At 58.7% G+C, this 17064-nt stretch carries 15 protein-coding genes and 1 pseudogene; 5 read left to right on the top strand and 11 right to left on the bottom strand.

Annotated elements, in window-relative coordinates; genetic code table 11:
- Window positions 1-2 precede the first annotated feature (2 nt).
- The gene (gene btsR, locus ACOTXT_RS17540; RefSeq protein WP_055321099.1) at window positions 3-722 is read right to left on the bottom strand and encodes a two-component system response regulator BtsR; all 720 of its coding nucleotides are present in this window, start codon (window positions 720-722) and stop codon (window positions 3-5) included.
- Window positions 716-2401: a sensor histidine kinase gene (locus tag ACOTXT_RS17535; protein ID WP_055321098.1), complete on the bottom strand. Its 1686-nt coding sequence runs from the start codon at window positions 2399-2401 to the stop codon at window positions 716-718. The genes btsR and ACOTXT_RS17535 overlap by 7 nt, the downstream gene beginning before the upstream one ends.
- Window positions 2402-2619: 218 nt before the next feature.
- On the opposite strand from ACOTXT_RS17535, the gene mlrA reads away from it, so the two are divergent.
- Together mlrA and ACOTXT_RS17525 are read left to right on the top strand one after the other, a co-directional pair.
- Window positions 2620-3360 carry an HTH-type transcriptional regulator MlrA gene (gene mlrA / locus ACOTXT_RS17530; RefSeq protein WP_008500894.1) on the top strand — a complete coding sequence of 247 codons (741 nt, stop codon included), beginning with the start codon at window positions 2620-2622 and terminating at the stop codon, window positions 3358-3360.
- Between the two features lie 69 nt (window positions 3361-3429).
- The gene (locus ACOTXT_RS17525) at window positions 3430-3543 is read left to right on the top strand and encodes a protein YohO (RefSeq protein ID WP_008500895.1); all 114 of its coding nucleotides are present in this window, start codon (window positions 3430-3432) and stop codon (window positions 3541-3543) included.
- Here the strand turns inward: ACOTXT_RS17525 and ACOTXT_RS17520 are convergent.
- The 5 genes from ACOTXT_RS17520 to bglX all read right to left on the bottom strand — a co-directional run bounded on the left by ACOTXT_RS17520 (window position 3518) and on the right by bglX (window position 9714).
- Complete coding sequence (locus ACOTXT_RS17520) at window positions 3518-4255, bottom strand: ABC transporter permease (protein ID WP_333166189.1); 738 nt, start codon at window positions 4253-4255, stop codon at window positions 3518-3520. The two genes, ACOTXT_RS17525 and ACOTXT_RS17520, sit on opposite strands and share 26 nt — an antisense overlap.
- Entirely contained in the window at window positions 4239-5189 is a 951-nt protein-coding gene (locus ACOTXT_RS17515; protein ID WP_021241488.1) for an ABC transporter ATP-binding protein, read from the bottom strand. Before ACOTXT_RS17515 ends, ACOTXT_RS17520 begins: the two co-directional genes overlap by 17 nt.
- Window positions 5182-6339, bottom strand: coding sequence for an ABC transporter permease (locus tag ACOTXT_RS17510; protein ID WP_032652731.1), 1158 nt, complete (start codon window positions 6337-6339; stop codon window positions 5182-5184). The genes ACOTXT_RS17515 and ACOTXT_RS17510 overlap by 8 nt, the downstream gene beginning before the upstream one ends.
- A gap of 12 nt (window positions 6340-6351) precedes the next feature.
- Window positions 6352-7269 carry a glycine betaine ABC transporter substrate-binding protein OsmF gene (osmF, locus tag ACOTXT_RS17505; RefSeq protein WP_021241490.1) on the bottom strand — a complete coding sequence of 306 codons (918 nt, stop codon included), beginning with the start codon at window positions 7267-7269 and terminating at the stop codon, window positions 6352-6354.
- A 147-nt stretch (window positions 7270-7416) separates the two neighbouring features.
- Window positions 7417-9714, bottom strand: a complete 2298-nt coding sequence (gene bglX / locus ACOTXT_RS17500) for a beta-glucosidase BglX (protein ID WP_045334389.1) — start codon at window positions 9712-9714, stop codon at window positions 7417-7419.
- Window positions 9715-9903: 189 nt separating this feature from the next.
- Here bglX and dld point away from each other — a divergent pair, with 189 nt between their 5' ends.
- Together dld and ACOTXT_RS17490 are read left to right on the top strand one after the other, a co-directional pair.
- On the top strand, window positions 9904-11652 hold the full coding sequence (gene dld / locus ACOTXT_RS17495) for a D-lactate dehydrogenase (RefSeq protein ID WP_039025043.1): 1749 nt from the start codon (window positions 9904-9906) through the stop codon (window positions 11650-11652).
- Between the two features lie 111 nt (window positions 11653-11763).
- The gene (locus tag ACOTXT_RS17490; RefSeq protein ID WP_008500902.1) at window positions 11764-12318 is read left to right on the top strand and encodes a GNAT family N-acetyltransferase; all 555 of its coding nucleotides are present in this window, start codon (window positions 11764-11766) and stop codon (window positions 12316-12318) included.
- 83 nt (window positions 12319-12401) lie between these two features.
- Here the strand turns inward: ACOTXT_RS17490 and pbpG are convergent, their stop codons facing one another.
- Entirely contained in the window at window positions 12402-13325 is a 924-nt protein-coding gene (gene pbpG, locus ACOTXT_RS17485; protein ID WP_023293820.1) for a D-alanyl-D-alanine endopeptidase, read from the bottom strand.
- A gap of 167 nt (window positions 13326-13492) precedes the next feature.
- Entirely contained in the window at window positions 13493-14080 is a 588-nt protein-coding gene (locus ACOTXT_RS17480; protein WP_421625371.1) for a Yip1 family protein, read from the bottom strand.
- A gap of 157 nt (window positions 14081-14237) precedes the next feature.
- Between ACOTXT_RS17480 and ACOTXT_RS17475 the strand changes: the two genes are divergently transcribed.
- The gene (locus tag ACOTXT_RS17475) at window positions 14238-14810 is read left to right on the top strand and encodes a DedA family protein (protein WP_008500905.1); all 573 of its coding nucleotides are present in this window, start codon (window positions 14238-14240) and stop codon (window positions 14808-14810) included.
- A gap of 82 nt (window positions 14811-14892) precedes the next feature.
- Here ACOTXT_RS17475 and ACOTXT_RS17470 read toward each other — a convergent pair whose 3' ends face one another.
- Window positions 14893-15657 (bottom strand): SDR family oxidoreductase, encoded by a 765-nt coding sequence (locus ACOTXT_RS17470; protein ID WP_008500906.1) that lies wholly within the window; start codon window positions 15655-15657, stop codon window positions 14893-14895.
- Window positions 15658-15707: 50 nt separating this feature from the next.
- Window positions 15708-16943 (bottom strand): annotated as a pseudogene (gene mdtQ, locus ACOTXT_RS17465) (multidrug resistance outer membrane protein MdtQ); the annotation flags it as partial.
- Between the last annotated feature and the right edge of the window lie 121 nt (window positions 16944-17064).

The raw sequence follows: 17064 nt of genomic DNA, 5'->3' as shown, positions 1-17064 counted from the left end.
CTTTACAGCCCAATCGCCTCTTTCAAACTCTTCAGGTAGCGGCGGCTGACCGGGACGGTTTGCCCGGCGCGCAGCACCAGCTCGGCCTGGCCGTTATCTTCCAGGCGGATCTCCTTCAGATGCGCCATATTCACCAGGTACTGGCGGTGACAGCGAATCAGCGGCGTGCGGCTCTCCAGCGTGCGCAGGGTCAGCTCGGTAAACCCTTCGTTCCCTTCCGCGCTGGTAACAAATACCCCGCTCAGGCGGCTGCTGACAAAGGCCACATCATCCATCTGCAGAAGATAGATCCGGCTGTGCCCGGTGCAGGGGATAAACTTCAGCGGCTGCTGGTTCTCCGCCAGCAGCGTGACGTCCTGCACGGTGCGCTCCTGGCGTAAACGGGTGAGCGTTTTATCCAGACGCTTCTCTTCAATCGGCTTGAGTAAATAATCAAACGCATGCTCCTCAAAGGCCTTAACGGCATATTCGTCGAACGCCGTCAGAAACACGATGTAGGGACGATGGTCCGGGTCAAGCATGCCGACCATCTCCAGCCCGCTGATGCGGGGCATCTGAATATCGAGGAACAGCACGTCCGGGCGCAGCTTGTGCACCGCGCCGATAGCCTCAATGGCGTTCGCGCACTCCCCCACAATCTCAATATCCGGCTGCTCCTGCAGCAGAACGCGCAGGTTTTCCCGTGCCAGCGGCTCGTCATCCACAATCAGCACTCTTAACATGCGTTTTCCTCCAGCGGCAGTCGTACGGTAATACGGGTAAATCGGTCGGGCTCGCAGGCGACGGTAATGCCACAGTCATCGCCAAAATGGGCGCGCAGGCGTTTATCCACCAGGCTCATTCCTAAACCGCCGGAGGCGGAAGGCTGATAAAGCCCGGCATTATCTTCAATATCCAGCACCAGGTGATGGTTGAATCGGCTGGCGGTAATGGTTATCTCCCCCCTTCCCAGCAGCTGTGATGTACCGTGCTTAATGGCGTTTTCGACAATCGGCTGCAGGGTAAAGGCCGGAAGATGCTGATACGCCAGCTCGTCCGGCACGGAGAGCGACACCTGCAGACGCGACTGGAAACGCGCCTGCTCAATCTGCAGATAGGCATTCACGTGCTCAATCTCATCGGCGAGGGTCACGATCTCCGACGGCCGCTTCAGGTTCTTGCGGAAAAAGGTCGACAGAAACTGCACCAGCTGCGCGGCCTGATCGCTGTCGCGGCGGATCACCGCTTTAAGCGTATTGAGGGCGTTGAACAGGAAATGCGGATTGACCTGCGCATGCAGCAGCTTAATCTCCGACTGCGTCAGCAGGGCTTTCTGCCGCTCATACTGCCCGGCGAGGATTTGCGCGGACAGCAGCTGGGCGATCCCCTCCCCCAGCGTGCGGTTGATGGAGCTGAACAGACGGTTTTTCGCCTCATACAGCTTGATGGTGCCCATCACCCGCTGATTCTCGCCGCGAAGCGGAATCACCAGCGTGGAGCCCAGCTTGCACTGGGGATGCAGCGAACAGCGGTAAGGCACTTCGTTACCGTCGGCATACACCACCTCGCCGGTTTCGATGGCGCGCAGCGTATAGGCTGAGGAGATCGGCTTGCCCGGCAGATGGTGATCGTCGCCCGTACCGGTAAAGGCCAGCAGCTTTTCCCGATCGGTTATCGCCACCGCGCCGATATCCAGCTCCTTGTAGAGCACCTGGGCCACCTTCATGCTGTTCTCTTCGTTGAACCCCTGGCGCAGGATCCCTTCCGTCGAGGCGGCAACCTTCAGCGCCGTGGCGGAAAAGGCCGAGGTGTACTTCTCAAACATGGCGCGCTTGTCGAGCAGGATGCGCATAAACAGCGCCGCGCCCACGGTATTGGTCACCATCATCGGAGCGGCAATGCTGCTGACCAGGTGCAGCGCATCCTCAAACGGACGGGCAATCAGCAGAATGATCGCCATCTGCGCCATTTCGGCCACAAAGGTAATGGCACCGGCGGTCAGCGGACTAAATACCTTGTCCGGGCGACCTCGCTTAATCATATAGCTGTGCACCAGACCGCCGAGAAGCCCTTCAACAATCGTGGAGATCATACAGCTCAGCGCCGTCATCCCCCCCATGGAATAGCGATGCAGCCCCCCGGTTAAACCGACAAGCCCCCCGACGACGGGACCGCCGAGCAGCCCGCCCATCACCGCGCCGATAGCGCGCGTATTGGCAATAGAGTCTTCGATATGAAGACCAAACCAGGTCCCCATAATGCAGAATATGGAAAATACGACGTAGCAGAGGAATTTGTGCGGCAGACGGACGGTGACCTGCATCAGCGGGATAAACAGGCGCGTTTTGCTCATCAGCCAGGCAATGACCAGAAACACGCACATCTGCTGAAGCAACAGCAGCACCAGGTTAAACTCGTACATACTCAAAACCGCACACGCTAAAAAACGCGTAACATACACGGATGCGGCTCAACTTTCTTTGAAGCATCCCAAAAAAGCGCAAAATCGTGCCCGTTATCACACCTTTTTCAGAATATCGCATACGCTTCGCATTCTTTGCGTAAAAAACAATCAATTCTTCCTGGTTCGGCAAAGTGGGTCTACAGTTAAGCTGGGGACGCGTAAGCCAGGGGGCGAATATGGCGCTTTACACGATCGGTGAAGTGGCACTCCTTTGTGATATCAATCCCGTTACCCTACGGGCGTGGCAGCGACGGTATGGATTACTCAAACCGCAGAGGACCGACGGTGGGCATCGCCTTTTTAATGATGACGATATCGACCGCATTCGCGAAATCAAAAGCTGGATCGACAACGGCGTGCAGGTTGGGAAAGTGAAGTCCCTGCTGAGCCACGACGACCCGGATACGCAACATCTCTGGCGCGAACAACAGGAAACCCTGCTGCGGCTCCTGCAGGCGGGCAACCTGCAGCGCCTGCGTGGATGGATAAAAGAGCAGGGTCGCGATTACCCGGCGCAGACGTTGATCTCCCATCTTTTCATTCCGCTCCGGCGACGCCTGCAGTGCCAGCAGTCCACCCTGCAGGCGCTGCTCAGCATGCTCGACGGCGTGCTGATCAACTACATTGCCGTCTGCCTTGCCTCAGCGAAGAACAAAGCCGGAAAAGATGCGCTGGTTGTCGGCTGGAACGTACACGATACCACCCGCCTGTGGCTGGAAGCGTGGATTGCCACCCAGAAGGGCTGGCGCGTGGATGTTCTGGCGCACTCGCTGGCGCAGCTCAGACCTGAGTTTTTCGACGGCCAGACCCTGCTGGTCTGGTGTGGCGAAGTGCCGTCCGCCTCGCAGCAACAGCTGCTGACGGAATGGCGTGAAAATGGTTACCCGGTCTATTCCCTTGGTCCGGATGAGCCATAACGGCATTTAATGGTTCATTAACAGCTGCGCTTCACCGTATAATTGTTCCGTTAACAACAGGAGCACATGATGAAGGCAACCAAACTGGCCATTATTACCCTTTTTGTCCTGATGGCCGTAAGCGGTATCGGCGGCGTGATGCTGGCAGGGTACTCGTTTATTGTTCGCGGCGGTGTCGGCTGAGGTACAGCGCCAGCCGCTCAAAAGCGCGATCGACGACGATTGCCGCCAGCGCAACCAGCAGCGCTCCCTGCACAATATACGCCGTATTAAACCCGCTTAAGCCGATAATGATCGGCGTGCCCAGCGTATTAGCGCCGACCGTCGACGCAATGGTCGCCGTCCCGATGTAAATGATAACCGACGTGCGGATCCCGGCAATGATAACCGGTGCCGCTAGCGGCAGTTCAACCTTGCGCAGCCGCTGGCCGCGACTCATCCCCATCCCTTCCGCCACGCTCAGCACGGACGCAGGTACCGCCGCGAGGCCCGCCAGCGTGCCCTGCAGCACCGGCAATACGCCGTACAGAATCAGCGCAATGATGGCAGGCTGTTGGCCAAAGCCCATCACCGGCACCGCTATCGCCAGCACCGCCACCGGGGGAAACGTCTGTCCGATGGCCGCAATCGTCTCCACCAGCGGGCGAAACTCCCGGCCCGCGGGCCGCGTGACCGCGATGCCCGCCCCCACGCCCAGCACAACCGCGATGGCGCTTGAGAGCGCCACCAGCCAGAGATGCGCCAGGGCGAGATTAATGAAGCTCTCCTGTTGATACACCGGCCGCGGCAGCCCGGGAAAGAGACTGTTAAACAGCGCCGCGCTGTGGGGCATCAGAAACAGTAAGCCGACAAAGAGCGCTACCAGCCAGAGAAGCGGATCACGCAGTGCCTTCACGCGTCACCTCCCCGGCCAGCAGATCGCGAAAGTGTAAGGTGCCGCACGGCGCGCCCCGGGCATCCGAAACGGGCAATACTTCGCACTGGCGCGCGACAAACGCGGAGAGCGCATCCCGCAGGCTCATCTGCGCCTGCAGCGGTTCGCCGCTCACCGGCGCCGCCTCCCGACGCATATAGTCGCTGACCGTTCGCAGGGAGAGCAGCCTGACGCCCAATTCGCTGCGGCCAAAAAACTCGCGCACAAAGTCATTCTTCGGCCAGGTTAACAGCTCAAGCGGCGAGCCCTGCTGCACCACTTCGCCATGATCCATCAGCACCAGATGGTCGGCCAGGCGCAGGGCTTCATCAATATCGTGCGTCACGAGTACGATCGTGCGTCCGAGAATGCGGTGAATGCGGGTCATCTCCGCCTGCAGCGCCCCGCGCGTGACCGGATCCAGCGCGCCGAAGGGTTCGTCCATCAGCAGCACCTGCGGGTTGGCCGCCAGCGCACGCGCCACGCCCACGCGCTGCTGCTGCCCGCCGGAAAGCTGGTGCGGATAGCGGTCACGCAGCGCGGGCTCTAGCCCCAGCAGAGACATCAGTTCATCAACACGTTCGGCGATTTTCGTCCGCGACCATTTTTCCAGCTGCAGCACGGTGGCGATGTTCTGCGCCACCGTCCAGTGCGGAAACAGGCCGATAGACTGTATGGCATAGCCCATCCGACGGCGCAGCTCCAGCACCGGCAGGCTGCGGATCTCTTCCCCGGCAAAGCGGATCAGCCCGCTGTCATGCTCCACCAGCCGGTTGATCATCTTCAGGGTGGTGGATTTGCCCGACCCGGAGGTGCCAATCAGCACGGAAAACGCCCCCTCGGCAAAGTTCAGGTTCAGGTGGCTCGCCGCCGGACGACCAGCAAAGGTTTTACTGACATCATGAAATTCAATCATTGGCTCTTCTCCCGAGCAGCGCGAGCCATAAGGCAAACAGTGCGTCGACGACAACCGCCAGCGCAATCGTGGGCACCACGCCCAATAACACCAGATCCAGGGCACTGCTCAGCAGCCCCTGGAAGACCAGCGCGCCAAAGCCGCCCGCGCCAATCAGCGCCGCAATCACCGCCATGCCGACGGTCTGGACTGCCACCACCCGCAGGCTGCGCAACAGCAGGGGCAGCGCCAGCGGCAGCTGAATTTTCCAGAAACACTGCCGCGCGCTCATTCCCATCGCATGGGCGCTTTCCAGCACGTCAGGTGCGACCTGACCTAAGCCCGCGACCACGCCGCGTACCAGCGGCAGCAGGGCATACAGCACCAGCGCGATAAGCGCGGGCGTTAATCCCGTTCCGGCTATTCCCAGCATTCCCAGCGCCGGAAATGACTTCACCAGCCCGGCCAGCGGCGCAATCAGCAGGCCAAACAGCGCGACGGAAGGAATGGTCTGGATAACATTGAGCACGGCAAAAACCCCGCCCTGGCGTGAAGGATGGCGATAGCACCACATACCAAGGGGGATCCCAACCAGAAGCGCCGGAAAGAGCGTACCGAAGAGGATCGTCAGGTGCTGCGCGAGGGCATCATCAAACACCTCCTGACGGTTGGCGTACTCTTTTAACAGCGAGAGGTTGTTCAGCTCCCCGCTGAACAGCAGGAGTAAAGGAATACACCATATCTGCGCGTTGAGCACCCATCGCCAGACGGCGCTGGGGATGAGTCGACGAATCGCATCGCTGCAGGCCAGCAGGCAGAGCGCCAGCCACAGCCACAGGCCGCTGCCGATAGTGGTTCTCGCCAGCGGGCTTTCCGCCGAGGCCATATGCGTCGCCGCCAGCCCGGCGCTCCAGAACAGGAGAATAAACAGCCCTTCAGAGAGAAGCAGCGTCAGCCACTGGGCCGGGCGTCCCTGCCAGAGCGACAGGATCACCCACGCGCCCAGCGCCGCCGCCAGCCACCCCGGCGTAAACGACCAGACCTGCCAGAGCGCTTTGCCCTCCCCCGACATCAGGCGGTTTGGGGCAACGTTGACAAACGGTAACGCGACCGCTGCGATGGCCACGCAGGCCAGCAGCAGCAGGACGCGGTTATGACATTTTATTGGCACAGCCTTTTCCCGTTACTTCACAAGCCCTTGTTGTTTCAGGAAGTCGGCGGCCACTTTTTTGGCATCCAGCCCCTCGACGGCAATGCTGGCATTCAGCTGCTGCAGCGTTTTTTCATCCAGCTTTTCGAAGACCGGTTTGAGCCATTCTGCAATGTCCGGGTACGCTTTCAGCACCGCCTCACGCACCACCGGGGTCGGCGCGTAAATTGGCTGTACGCCTTTTGGATCGGTCAGGGTCTGCAGGCCAAGCGCCGCCACCGGGCCGTCGGTACCGTAGGCCATGGCCGCGTTAACGCCGGAAGTTTGCTGTGCCGCCGCTTTGATGGTCACCGCGGTATCCCCACCCGCCAGCGAGAGCAGCTGAGCCTGGTCGAGCTTGAAGTCGTAGGCTTTTTCAAACGCGGGCAGCGCGTCAGGACGCTCGATGAACTCCGCCGACGCCGCAAGCTTAAAGTCGCCCTTCTCTTTCAGGTAGCGGCTGAGATCCGCCAGGGTAGTCAGCTTCCCTTTCTCCGCCACGTCCTTGCGCACGGCGATAGTCCAGGTATTGTTGGCCGGTGCCGGGGTCAGCCAGACCAGTTTGTTCTGTTCCGCGTCGAGTTTTTTGACTTTCTCATACCCGGCTTTGGCGTTTTTCCATGCCGGATCGTTTTCATCTTTGAAGAAGAATGCGCCGTTGCCGGTGTATTCCGGGTAGATATCCAGCTCGCCGGAGGTTATCGCGCCGCGCACGACGGGCGTGGTGCCGAGCTGAACTTTATTGACCGTTTTCACGCCGTGGCTTTCCAGCACCTGCAAGATAATATTACCGAGCAGCGCGCCCTCGGTATCGATCTTCGAACCCACTTTAACCGGCTCCGCCGCCTGTAACGGCAGGCTCAGCGCCGCCAGTAACACCGCAGATCCCAACATCCCCTTTGCAATCGTCATTCCGCTATCCTCATTTTTTTGCTGCCTTTTTCAGAGGCTTGAGAGAAAAGCGTAGCTTAAAACGGCGGAATTAACCGTCAAAATGCCTTTTTAGCATAAGGTAAGACGCCTCCCCCGCAGGACGGGGGGAGGCAAAGGAGGGAAAGGTTACAGCAGCTCGAACTCGCCTTTATTCACGCGGGCGGAGTCCACGCCGATAAAGACGTTAAATTTGCCCGGTTCCGCATCGTATTTCATCTGCTGGTTCCAGAACTTCAGCGCATCCACGTCGATCGGGAAGCTGATGGTTTTGGTTTCCCCCGGCTTCAGCGTGACCTTCTCGAAGCCGCGCAGCTGTTTCACCGGACGGCTCATCGACGCGGTGACATCCTGCACGTACATCTGGATCACCGTAGCCCCTTCGCGCTTGCCGGTGTTAGTCACCTCAACGCTGGCGGTGACGTTGCCGTCACGCTTCAGGGTCGGCGCCGACATTTTCACGTCGGAAACCTTGAAGGTGGTGTAGCTCAGGCCGTAACCAAACGGATAGAGCGGGCCGTTAGCTTCGTCAAAGTAGCGAGAGGTGTACTTGTTCGGCTTGTCGGCGTTGTACGGGCGACCGGTATTCAGGTGGCTGTAGTACACCGGGATCTGCCCGACGGAGCGCGGGAAGGACATCGGCAGCTTGCCCGACGGGTTGTAATCGCCAAACAGCACGTCGGCGATGGCGTTACCGCCTTCGGTACCGGCGAACCAGGTTTCCAGAATGGCGTCAGCCTGCTGGTCCTCTTTCACCAGCGCCAGCGGACGACCGTTCATCAGCACCAGCACCAGCGGCTTGCCGGTGGCTTTCAGGGCGGCAATCAGATCGCGCTGGCTCTGTGGAATGGTGATATCGGTCCGGCTGGAGGCTTCGTGCGCCATACCCTGCGCTTCACCCACAACCGCAACAACGACGTCAGACTGCTTCGCGGCGTTCACCGCTTCGTCAATCATCTCCTTCGGCGTGCGCGGATCGACCTTCACCGCTTCCTCGTACTGGTTGAGGAAGGTCACGATATCTTTATCGTTGGTGACGTTCGCCCCTTTGGCGTAAACCACTTTGGCGTTTTCACCGACGGCACTCTTGATACCGGTCAGCACGGTCACGGACTGGTCAGCCACGCCCGCCGCAGACCAGCTGCCCATGACGTCGCGCTTGCTGTCGGCCAGCGGACCCACCACGGCAATGGTGCCGGATTTTTTCAGCGGCAGCGTGTCGAGGCGGTTCTTCAGCAGCACCAGGCTTTCGCGCGCGACGTCACGCGCCTCTTTGCGGTGCAGGCGGCTTTCAGCGTTGGTATCTGCCGGGTCGGAGTCTTTCGGACCCAGGTGGCTGTACGGATCGTTAAACAGCCCCATGTCGTATTTCACGTTCAGCACGTGACGGGTGGCATCGTCCAGCTCCGCCATCGTCACCTTGCCGCTCTTCACCAGCCCCGGCAGGTACTTGCTGTAATACTCGTCGCTCATGCTCATGTTGATGCCGGACTTGAGCGCCACGCGCACCGCGTCTTCCGGATCGGAGGCGGTACCGTGTTTGATCAGCTCTTTAATCGCGCCGTGGTCGGAAACGGTGATGCCCTTAAAGCCCCACTGGTCGCGCAGCACGTCTTTCAGCAGCCAGGAATCAGAGGTCGCAGGCGTGCCGTTCAGCGAGTTCAGCGCCACCATCACCGCGCCGCTGCCCGCATCCAGCCCTGCCTTGTACGGCGGCATGTAGTCGTTGAACAGGCGCTGCGGGCTCATGTCGACGGTGTTGTACTCTTTACCGCCCTCCACCGCGCCGTAGGCCGCAAAGTGTTTGACGCTGGTCATCACCGAGTAGCGGTCCGCCGGGCTTTTGCCCTGCATCGCTTCCACCATGGTTTTACCCATCGTGGAGGTTAAATACGTATCTTCACCAAAGCCTTCCGAGCCGCGGCCCCAGCGCGGATCGCGCGAGACGTCCACCATGGGCGCCCAGGTCATGTTCAGCCCGTCGTCCGCCGCTTCATAAGCCGACACGCGCCCGACGGTTTTCACCGCGTCGAGGTTAAAGGAAGACGCTAAGCCGAGGCTGATGGGGAAGACGGTACGCTGGCCGTGCACCACGTCGTAGGCAAAGAACAGGGGAATTTTCAGGCGGCTGAGATCCATCACCTGGTCCTGCATCTTGCGGATATCCTGGCGGGTGACGGTATTAAAGATGGCGCCTACCTGCCCGTCTTTGATCATCTCGCGGATGGCCTCTTTCGGGTTATCCGGGCCGACGCTGATCAGACGCAGCTGGCCGATTTTCTCATCGACCGTCATTTTCTTGAGCAATTCCGTGACAAACGCATCCCGCGCTTCAGGCGTGAGCGGGTGATTGCCAAACAAATCCTCTGCCAGCGCAGGTTGCAGCGCCAGGCTGACGGCGACACCTACAGAACATAGCCATTTCATGTCGTTTTACTCTCTCATCAATAACCGCCGGACGATCTCGGCCATACCGTGCGAAAAGCGCAGTGTGCCACAAACCCTCCGATCGTTGCAGGGTTATTCTCTGATTTTTCTCGTGAATACTCGACCGCTTAACAGTTAATCGCGCTATGCTTTACAGCGAGAAATTTGCCCCACCACAAGGAGTGGAAGATGTCTTCTGTTCGAACTGACGATAACAAAACCTTTATTAACGAACTGTCGCGCCTGGTTGGCTCCTCTCACCTGCTTACCGACCCGGCTAAAACCGCCCGCTACCGCAAGGGCTTCCGCTCCGGTCAGGGCGAGGCGCTGGCGGTGGTTTTCCCCGGCACGCTGCTGGAGCTGTGGCGCGTCCTGAGCGCCTGCGTCGCCGCCGACAAGATTATTTTAATGCAGGCGGCCAACACCGGCCTGACCGAAGGCTCCACGCCGAACGGCAACGATTACGATCGTGACATCGTGATTATCAGCACCCTGCGCCTCGACAAGCTGCACCTGCTGGATAAAGGCGAGCAGGTGCTCGCGTTCCCGGGCACCACGCTTTACTCCCTCGAAAAAGCGCTTAAGCCGCTGGGCCGCGAACCGCACTCGGTGATCGGCTCCTCCTGCATTGGCGCCTCGGTGGTCGGTGGGATCTGCAATAACTCTGGCGGCTCGCTGGTGCAGCGCGGCCCCGCCTATACCGAGATGTCCCTGTTTGCCCGTATTGACGAAAACGGCAAGCTGACGCTGGTGAACCACCTGGGAATCGATCTCGGCGTCACGCCAGAACAGATCCTCAGCAAGCTCGACGACGATCGCGTGAAGGACGAAGACGTTCAGCACGACGGTCGCCATGCGCACGATCATGACTACGTGACCCGCGTGCGGGATATCAACGCCGATACGCCGGCGCGCTATAACGCCGACCCGGATCGCCTGTTTGAATCCTCCGGCTGCGCGGGCAAGCTGGCCGTTTTTGCGGTGCGTCTCGACACCTTCCCGGCAGAGAAAAAGCAGCAGGTATTCTACATCGGCACCAACCAGCCTGAGGTTCTGACGGAGATCCGTCGCCATATTCTGGGCGAATTCACCCACCTGCCGGTGGCGGGCGAGTACATGCACCGGGACATTTACGACATCGCCGAGCGCTACGGCAAAGACACGTTCCTGATGATCGACAAGCTCGGCACCGACAAAATGCCGTTCTTCTTCACCATGAAGGGCCGTACCGACGCGATGCTGGAGAAAGTGTCGCTGTTCAAACCCCACTTCACCGACCGCTTTATGCAGAAGCTGGGCAACGTTTTCCCGGCGCATCTGCCGGAGAGGATGAAAACCTGGCGCGACAGGTACGAACATCACCTGCTGCTGAAAATGGCCGGAGACGGGATCGCCGAAGCGCAGGCCTGGCTGACCGAATTCTTTAAAACCGCCGAAGGGGATTTCTTTGCCTGTACGCCTGAAGAGGGCAGCAAAGCCTTCCTGCACCGCTTTGCCGCCGCAGGGGCCGCCATCCGATATCAGGCGGTACATTCCGAAGAGGTGGAAGATATTCTGGCGCTCGATATCGCCCTGCGGCGTAACGACACCGAGTGGTTTGAACACCTGCCGCCGGAAATCGACAGCAAGCTGGTGCACAAGCTCTATTACGGCCACTTTATGTGCTATGTCTTCCATCAGGATTACATCGTCAAGAAAGGGGTCGATGCACACGAACTGAAGGAGCAGATGCTCGCCCTTCTGCGTGAACGCGGCGCACAATATCCTGCGGAACACAACGTCGGACATCTTTATAAAGCCCCTGACGCACTTAAGCAGTTTTATCGCGAGAATGACCCTACAAACAGCATGAATCCCGGCATCGGTAAAACAACGCGGAAGAAATACTGGAAAGAGAGCGCAGACGCGGAGCAGCACATAACGCAAACGTCTGATTAATTCCTACAGCCAAATTTGAGAGATTGTTAAGCGCTCCTTAATCGTAATAGAGTAACCGCTTATCGCCGGAGAAACGTTTCTCCGGCCTTCGATAAGAGGAGCAGGCACATCATGTCGGCTATTGATGTTTTATCCGAGACCGAGCTGGAAGTGCGCGACGCCCGTCCCGATGATGTGCATGCCATTGCCGCGATCTATGCCTGGCATGTGCTTCACGGGCGCGCGTCATTTGAAGAAGTCCCCCCGACTATTGACGAAATGCGTCATCGCATGAAAAGCGTGGCGGAGAACGGTTTACCGTGGCTTATCGCGCTGTACCGCGGCATTGTGGTGGGCTACTGCTATGCCACCCCTTACCGACCGCGACACGCCTACCGCTATACCCTGGAAGAGTCGATTTACGTGGATGCCAGCATCACCGGGCGCGGTTTTGGCACGGCACTGATGGATGCGCTGATCGCACGCTGCGAGCAAGGGCCGTGGCGGCAGATGATTGCCGTGGTAGGAGATGGCAATAACAATGCCGGCTCGTTACGTCTGCATAAAAAACATGGTTTCGTGATTGTCGGTCAGCTGCGCAGCGTAGGCTACAAGAAAGGCGACTGGCGGGATACGGTGATTATGCAGCGCCCGCTCAACGATGGTGACTGGACGCTGCCGGAATAAACGCAAAACGGTAACCTGGGTTACCGTTTTTAGTGTTTGTAGGCCGGGTAAGGCAAAGCCGCCACCCGGCGCTGACAGACGGCTCAGTCGTTCTGCGCCGTCGCCATCTGCTCCGCTTTTTGCTTTTTATACGTCAATGCCGCGGCCGGGACAGGCTGCACTTTTCCTGTTTCAATCCAGGTCCGCAGGCGGCTCGCGTCGGCGAAGTGCGTGTATTTGCCGAAGGCATCCATCACTACCAGCGCCACCGGCTTACCGTTAAATACGGTGCGCATCACCAGACAGTGTCCGGCCGCGTTGGTAAAGCCGGTTTTCGTTAGCTGAATATTCCAGTTATCCCGGTATACCAGATGGTTAGTATTGCGGAACGGCAGCGTATAGGCCGGGTTCGCAAAGGTCGCCATCTCTTCACGGGTGGTACTGAGCTGACCAATCAGCGGGTACTGTTTGCTGGCAATCAGCAGTTTCGTCAGATCGCGCGCCGTGGAGACGTTGTTGATCGACAGACCCGTCGGTTCAACATAGTGCGTATTGTTCATCCCCAGCGCTTTGGCTTTCGCGTTCATCGCGCGGATAAACGCGTCGTAGCCGCCCGGATAGTGATGCGCCAGGCTCGCCGCCGCGCGGTTTTCAGACGACATCAGCGCCAGCAGCAGCATATTTTTACGGCTGATCTCACTGTTCAGCCGCACGCGGGAGTAGATCCCTTTCATCTCCGGCGTATGGCTAATATCCACTTTCAGTTTTTCGTCCAGCGGCAGATGGGCATCAAGCACCACCATCGCGGTCATTAATTTGGTAATTGAGGCGATCGGTCGCACCAGGTCCGGATGGCTGGCGTAAATCACCTTATTGGTGTTGAGATCGACAATCATCGCGCTGCCGGACGCAATTTGCGGCTGAGCAGCAGCGGTGGTCACCGCGGGCGTTTTGGCGACGGCCGGTACGACTGCGGACGCACCCAGCAACAGCGCCAGGCTAAGTAAAGAGACTCGGAATTTCAGCATGGTGAGACTTCTGATAATTATTCACGCACGTTATGACGTACACCGCCTGGGTTGTTAGATAAACACAGGCTGGCCTCGGCATCATAGCCGTCAGCGGGCGTTGTCGCCAGAGGATAATCGTGAACGGATGCTGCATTGCTGGCATTTACGCCAGCAATGCAGTGAACTCAGAAGAGTCGGTATCCATAACCCCAAAGAATCACCGTCAGCGCCAGGAGCGCCTCCAGCACCAGCACCCCGATGGCGAGCGTTGAGCTCGAGAAGCTCAGCCCCTCCTCTTTATTGATATTCAGGAAGGTAGGAACCCCCAGATACAGCAGATAACCGGTGTAAAAGAGGGCAATGGTACCGATCAGCGCGCACAGCCAGACCAGTGGATAGAGCGCAACAATACCGCTTAAGAACAGCGGGGTCGCGACATACCCGGCAAAGACCATACAGTGCGCCAGCGATGGACGCTGCGGATAGTTACGCGCCATCCAGTGAATGACGCGCCCCATGACCGCCACCCCCGCCAGCATCAGGCCATAAAAGATGATGGCAAGATTGAGTCCGGTAAACCAGGAAAGCTGAACCACGGTGCCGTCACCGAAGTTCCAGCCGATTTGTGTCGTTCCGATAAAAGCGCATATTACCGGCACCGCGGCCATCAGCAGCACGTGGTGCGTGTAATGATGCGAGACCGTTTCGTTCTCACTTTTAATGACATGCATTTCACGATCGGGATGGGAGAAAAGTCCCCAGACATGGTTCATAGCGCCCCCTTGTTGTCGGCCCGTCAGCGATACCTTAAGTATAATGCAGGCTTTAGATTATTTTATGTACAGTGGGAAATTTCCGTTGATTTCCCCGCCGTTGATTCAAGGGGTATATGATTAAACGAGGCACGCAGAGGGAGAAAACCGTTACGTAATGGATATTAACGCACTCATTGAGCAATATGGCTATGCCGCGCTGGTCATCGGCAGCGTGGCAGAAGGTGAAACCATCACGCTGTTAGGGGGCGTCGCCGCGCATCAGGGGTTACTGAAGTTCCCGCTGGTTGTTGCCGCGGTCGCGCTGGGCGGGATGATAGGCGATCAGCTGCTCTACTTTCTGGGGCTGCGCTTTGGGCCCACGCTGCTCAAGCGTTTCGCAAAGCATCAGAAGAAAATCCGCCGCGCTCAGCGGCTCATTCAACGTCATCCCTACCTGTTCGTTATTGGCACGCGCTTTATGTATGGCTTTCGCATTATCGGGCCGATACTGATTGGCGCCAGCCATCTGCCGCCCAAAATTTTTCTGCCGCTCAATATTGTGGGCGCGATTGCCTGGGCGCTGATCTTTACGACGCTCGGTTATGTAGGGGGCGAAGTGATTGCGCCCTGGCTGCATAATCTCGACCAGCACCTGAAGCACTGGGCGTGGTTGATTCTGGTGGTTGTGGCGGTGATTGCGGTACGACTGTGGCTGAAGCACCGTGAAAAGACGCGGGATGAGGAGTGAGTGCGGCCTGATGCCCTCACCCTAACCCTCTCCCACAGGGAGAGGGAACTAAAAATACCCTCTCTCACAGGGAGAGGGGAATCTATCCCTCCGGCTTAAACTGCGGGTTCGCCAGCATAAAGCCCCCGTCGACGATAAACGATTGCCCTGTTGTATAGCTGGCGTCGCTGTCACACAGCCACGCCACCAGGCTGGCAATCTCTTTCGTGTGGCCCGGCCTTGCCAGCGGGATTTCCGGCATGGAGCCTTCCTTCACTTCGCTGTCGTCCATGTCGTTCATCGGCGTGGCAATCGCACCCGGCGCGACGGCGTTCACCAGAATGTTGTGCTTCACCAGCTCCATCGCCATGGATTTGGTTAAGCCGCCGAGCGCGTGTTTTGCCGCCGTGTAGGCGCTCGCTTGCGGCAGAGGCGTGTGTTCATGCACCGAGGTGATGTTCACAATCCGTCCCCCTTCCCCCTGCTTCACCATCTGCCTTGCGGCTATCTGTGAACAGAGAAACGCCCCGTCCACGTCGACGGTGAAAATATTCCGCCAGTCGTCAAACGGCATCTCGAGGAACGGCGCTTTGGTCATCGCCCCTGCATTATTGACCAGCACGTCCAGCCGGCCAAAGCGCGCAATCAGCGTCTCTATGGCCTCAGCGCCTTCCGGCAGCGTGCTTAGATCAAGATGGACAGCCTCCGCGCGCTGCCCCTGCGCTTCGACTTCACGGCAGGTTTCCAGCGCCCCTTTCTCATCCGAGTGCCAGGTGACGCCAATATCAAACCCGCGCTCTGCCAGCATCAGGGCCGTGGTTTTACCGATCCCGGAATCCGATGCGGTCACAATCGCTACTCTGGTCATACTCACCTCCTGAAAAACTGCAAAGAGGTAAGTATAGTTAATGACCTTTTTTAGCCATGATGATAGCCACCGCCCAGCGCGGAGGTCAGCTGCAGCGTGGCGTCCACATACTGCCCCTTCAGCAGCAGTCCTTCGAGGTGCTCTTTGAGGGCCGGTATTCTGGCTTCACTGACCCGGGAGCCCGCAACGATCCCCGCGCTGAAACGCGCCTGCGCCAGCGCTACAACCCGTGCCGCATCTTTTTCAACCTGCTGCTGGTGGCTGTTTTTCGCCATGAGCGTTTCGACTTCACTGGCCGTGTGTGCCACCTGATTGACGGCCTCTACCACCGCTTTGTTGTAGTTGGCTACTGAAAGGTTGTTCTGCGCCTGAGCGATATCCAGCCCGGCGTTAAGCCTGCCGCTGTCGAAAATCGGCAGCGTCAGCCCGGCGGTCACGCCCATCTGCTGCGCGGACGAACGGAACAGATCGCTCAGATGGAGGGCATCCTGCTGTAAGAACGCCATCAGGTTCACGTCAGGATAAAACGCCGCTCGGGCGGCCTCCACTTCGCTCATGGAGGCTTCGATATACCAGTGCGCCTCCTGCAGATCCGGACGGCGTGCCAGCAGCTCATAGCCGAGCGTCGACGGTAGCGAGGCTTCCACCGTCGGCAGGGCGTGCCGCGTCAGCTTCACGGAGGAGGCGTTCGTCAACGCAACCAGACGCGCCTCAATGGCTTTCATTTTCCCGTTGACTTCGGCCAGCTGCTCTTCGGTTTTGCTGGCGTTGATATCCGTTTCAACGCCCTCCACGGAGGAGGTGATCCCGTGTTGATACAGCTCGCGATCGGCACCGATAATATTGTCCTGCTCATGTTTAATCTGCGCGAGGACCTCCCCCACGGCGGCCTGCGTTTGCCACTCCCAGTAGAGCCGCGCCACGCTGCTGGCCAGCAGCTGACGGGTCTGCTCCAGCTCCGCTTTTTGCGCATTCACTTTGCCAATCCGGGCTTCGACCTGCGCGCGATTTTTTCCCCACAGATCGAGATCCCAGCCTGCCGTCAGGCCAAAGGTGCCGTTGGTGTACCACGGCCCGGTTGTCCCTGCCGCCGGGTCGGTAATGGCAAAGGGCCCCATCAGCCCCTCGGCGGACATTTTCTGACGTTCGGCATCCGCTGAAAAATCAATCTGCGGACCGTCGGCAGCCATAGCCGCTTTGGCCTGGGCTTCCGCAAGCGTAATGCGCTGACGGGCAATCTGCATATCCGGCGCATCGCTTAATGCTTTCGCAATAAGCCCGTTAAGGAAGTTGCGATTAAGTGGTCCGCAGCTCCCGATATGACGCCCCAAACCGTCCTTTATCGACGTCCTGTGGCTCAATTTTCCAATTTTCAGCCCAAAATCGTCTCTTCGTGGCTGATTTTGG

This window comes from Enterobacter cloacae complex sp. IR5422, from assembly GCF_049238165.1.
Taxonomy (GTDB): Bacteria; Pseudomonadota; Gammaproteobacteria; order Enterobacterales; family Enterobacteriaceae; genus Enterobacter; species Enterobacter roggenkampii.
The sequence above is the reverse complement of the archived record's forward strand: the minus strand, read 5'-3'. Positions and strand labels throughout refer to the sequence as shown.

Excerpts from the sequence above, each read along its gene's own strand:
- btsR (WP_055321099.1), bottom strand. The coding sequence starts at position 722 with ATGTTAAGAGTGCTGATTGTGGATGACGAGCCGCTGGCACGGGAAAAC.
- ACOTXT_RS17535 (WP_055321098.1), bottom strand. The coding sequence starts at position 2,401 with ATGTACGAGTTTAACCTGGTGCTGCTGTTGCTTCAGCAGATGTGCGTG.
- mlrA (WP_008500894.1), top strand. The coding sequence starts at position 2,620 with ATGGCGCTTTACACGATCGGTGAAGTGGCACTCCTTTGTGATATCAAT.
- ACOTXT_RS17525 (WP_008500895.1), top strand. The coding sequence starts at position 3,430 with ATGAAGGCAACCAAACTGGCCATTATTACCCTTTTTGTCCTGATGGCC.
- ACOTXT_RS17515 (WP_021241488.1), bottom strand. The coding sequence starts at position 5,189 with ATGATTGAATTTCATGATGTCAGTAAAACCTTTGCTGGTCGTCCGGCG.
- osmF (WP_021241490.1), bottom strand. The coding sequence starts at position 7,269 with ATGACGATTGCAAAGGGGATGTTGGGATCTGCGGTGTTACTGGCGGCG.
- bglX (WP_045334389.1), bottom strand. The coding sequence starts at position 9,714 with ATGAAATGGCTATGTTCTGTAGGTGTCGCCGTCAGCCTGGCGCTGCAA.
- dld (WP_039025043.1), top strand. The coding sequence starts at position 9,904 with ATGTCTTCTGTTCGAACTGACGATAACAAAACCTTTATTAACGAACTG.
- ACOTXT_RS17490 (WP_008500902.1), top strand. The coding sequence starts at position 11,764 with ATGTCGGCTATTGATGTTTTATCCGAGACCGAGCTGGAAGTGCGCGAC.
- pbpG (WP_023293820.1), bottom strand. The coding sequence starts at position 13,325 with ATGCTGAAATTCCGAGTCTCTTTACTTAGCCTGGCGCTGTTGCTGGGT.
- ACOTXT_RS17480 (WP_421625371.1), bottom strand. The coding sequence starts at position 14,080 with ATGAACCATGTCTGGGGACTTTTCTCCCATCCCGATCGTGAAATGCAT.
- ACOTXT_RS17475 (WP_008500905.1), top strand. The coding sequence starts at position 14,238 with ATGGATATTAACGCACTCATTGAGCAATATGGCTATGCCGCGCTGGTC.
- ACOTXT_RS17470 (WP_008500906.1), bottom strand. The coding sequence starts at position 15,657 with ATGACCAGAGTAGCGATTGTGACCGCATCGGATTCCGGGATCGGTAAA.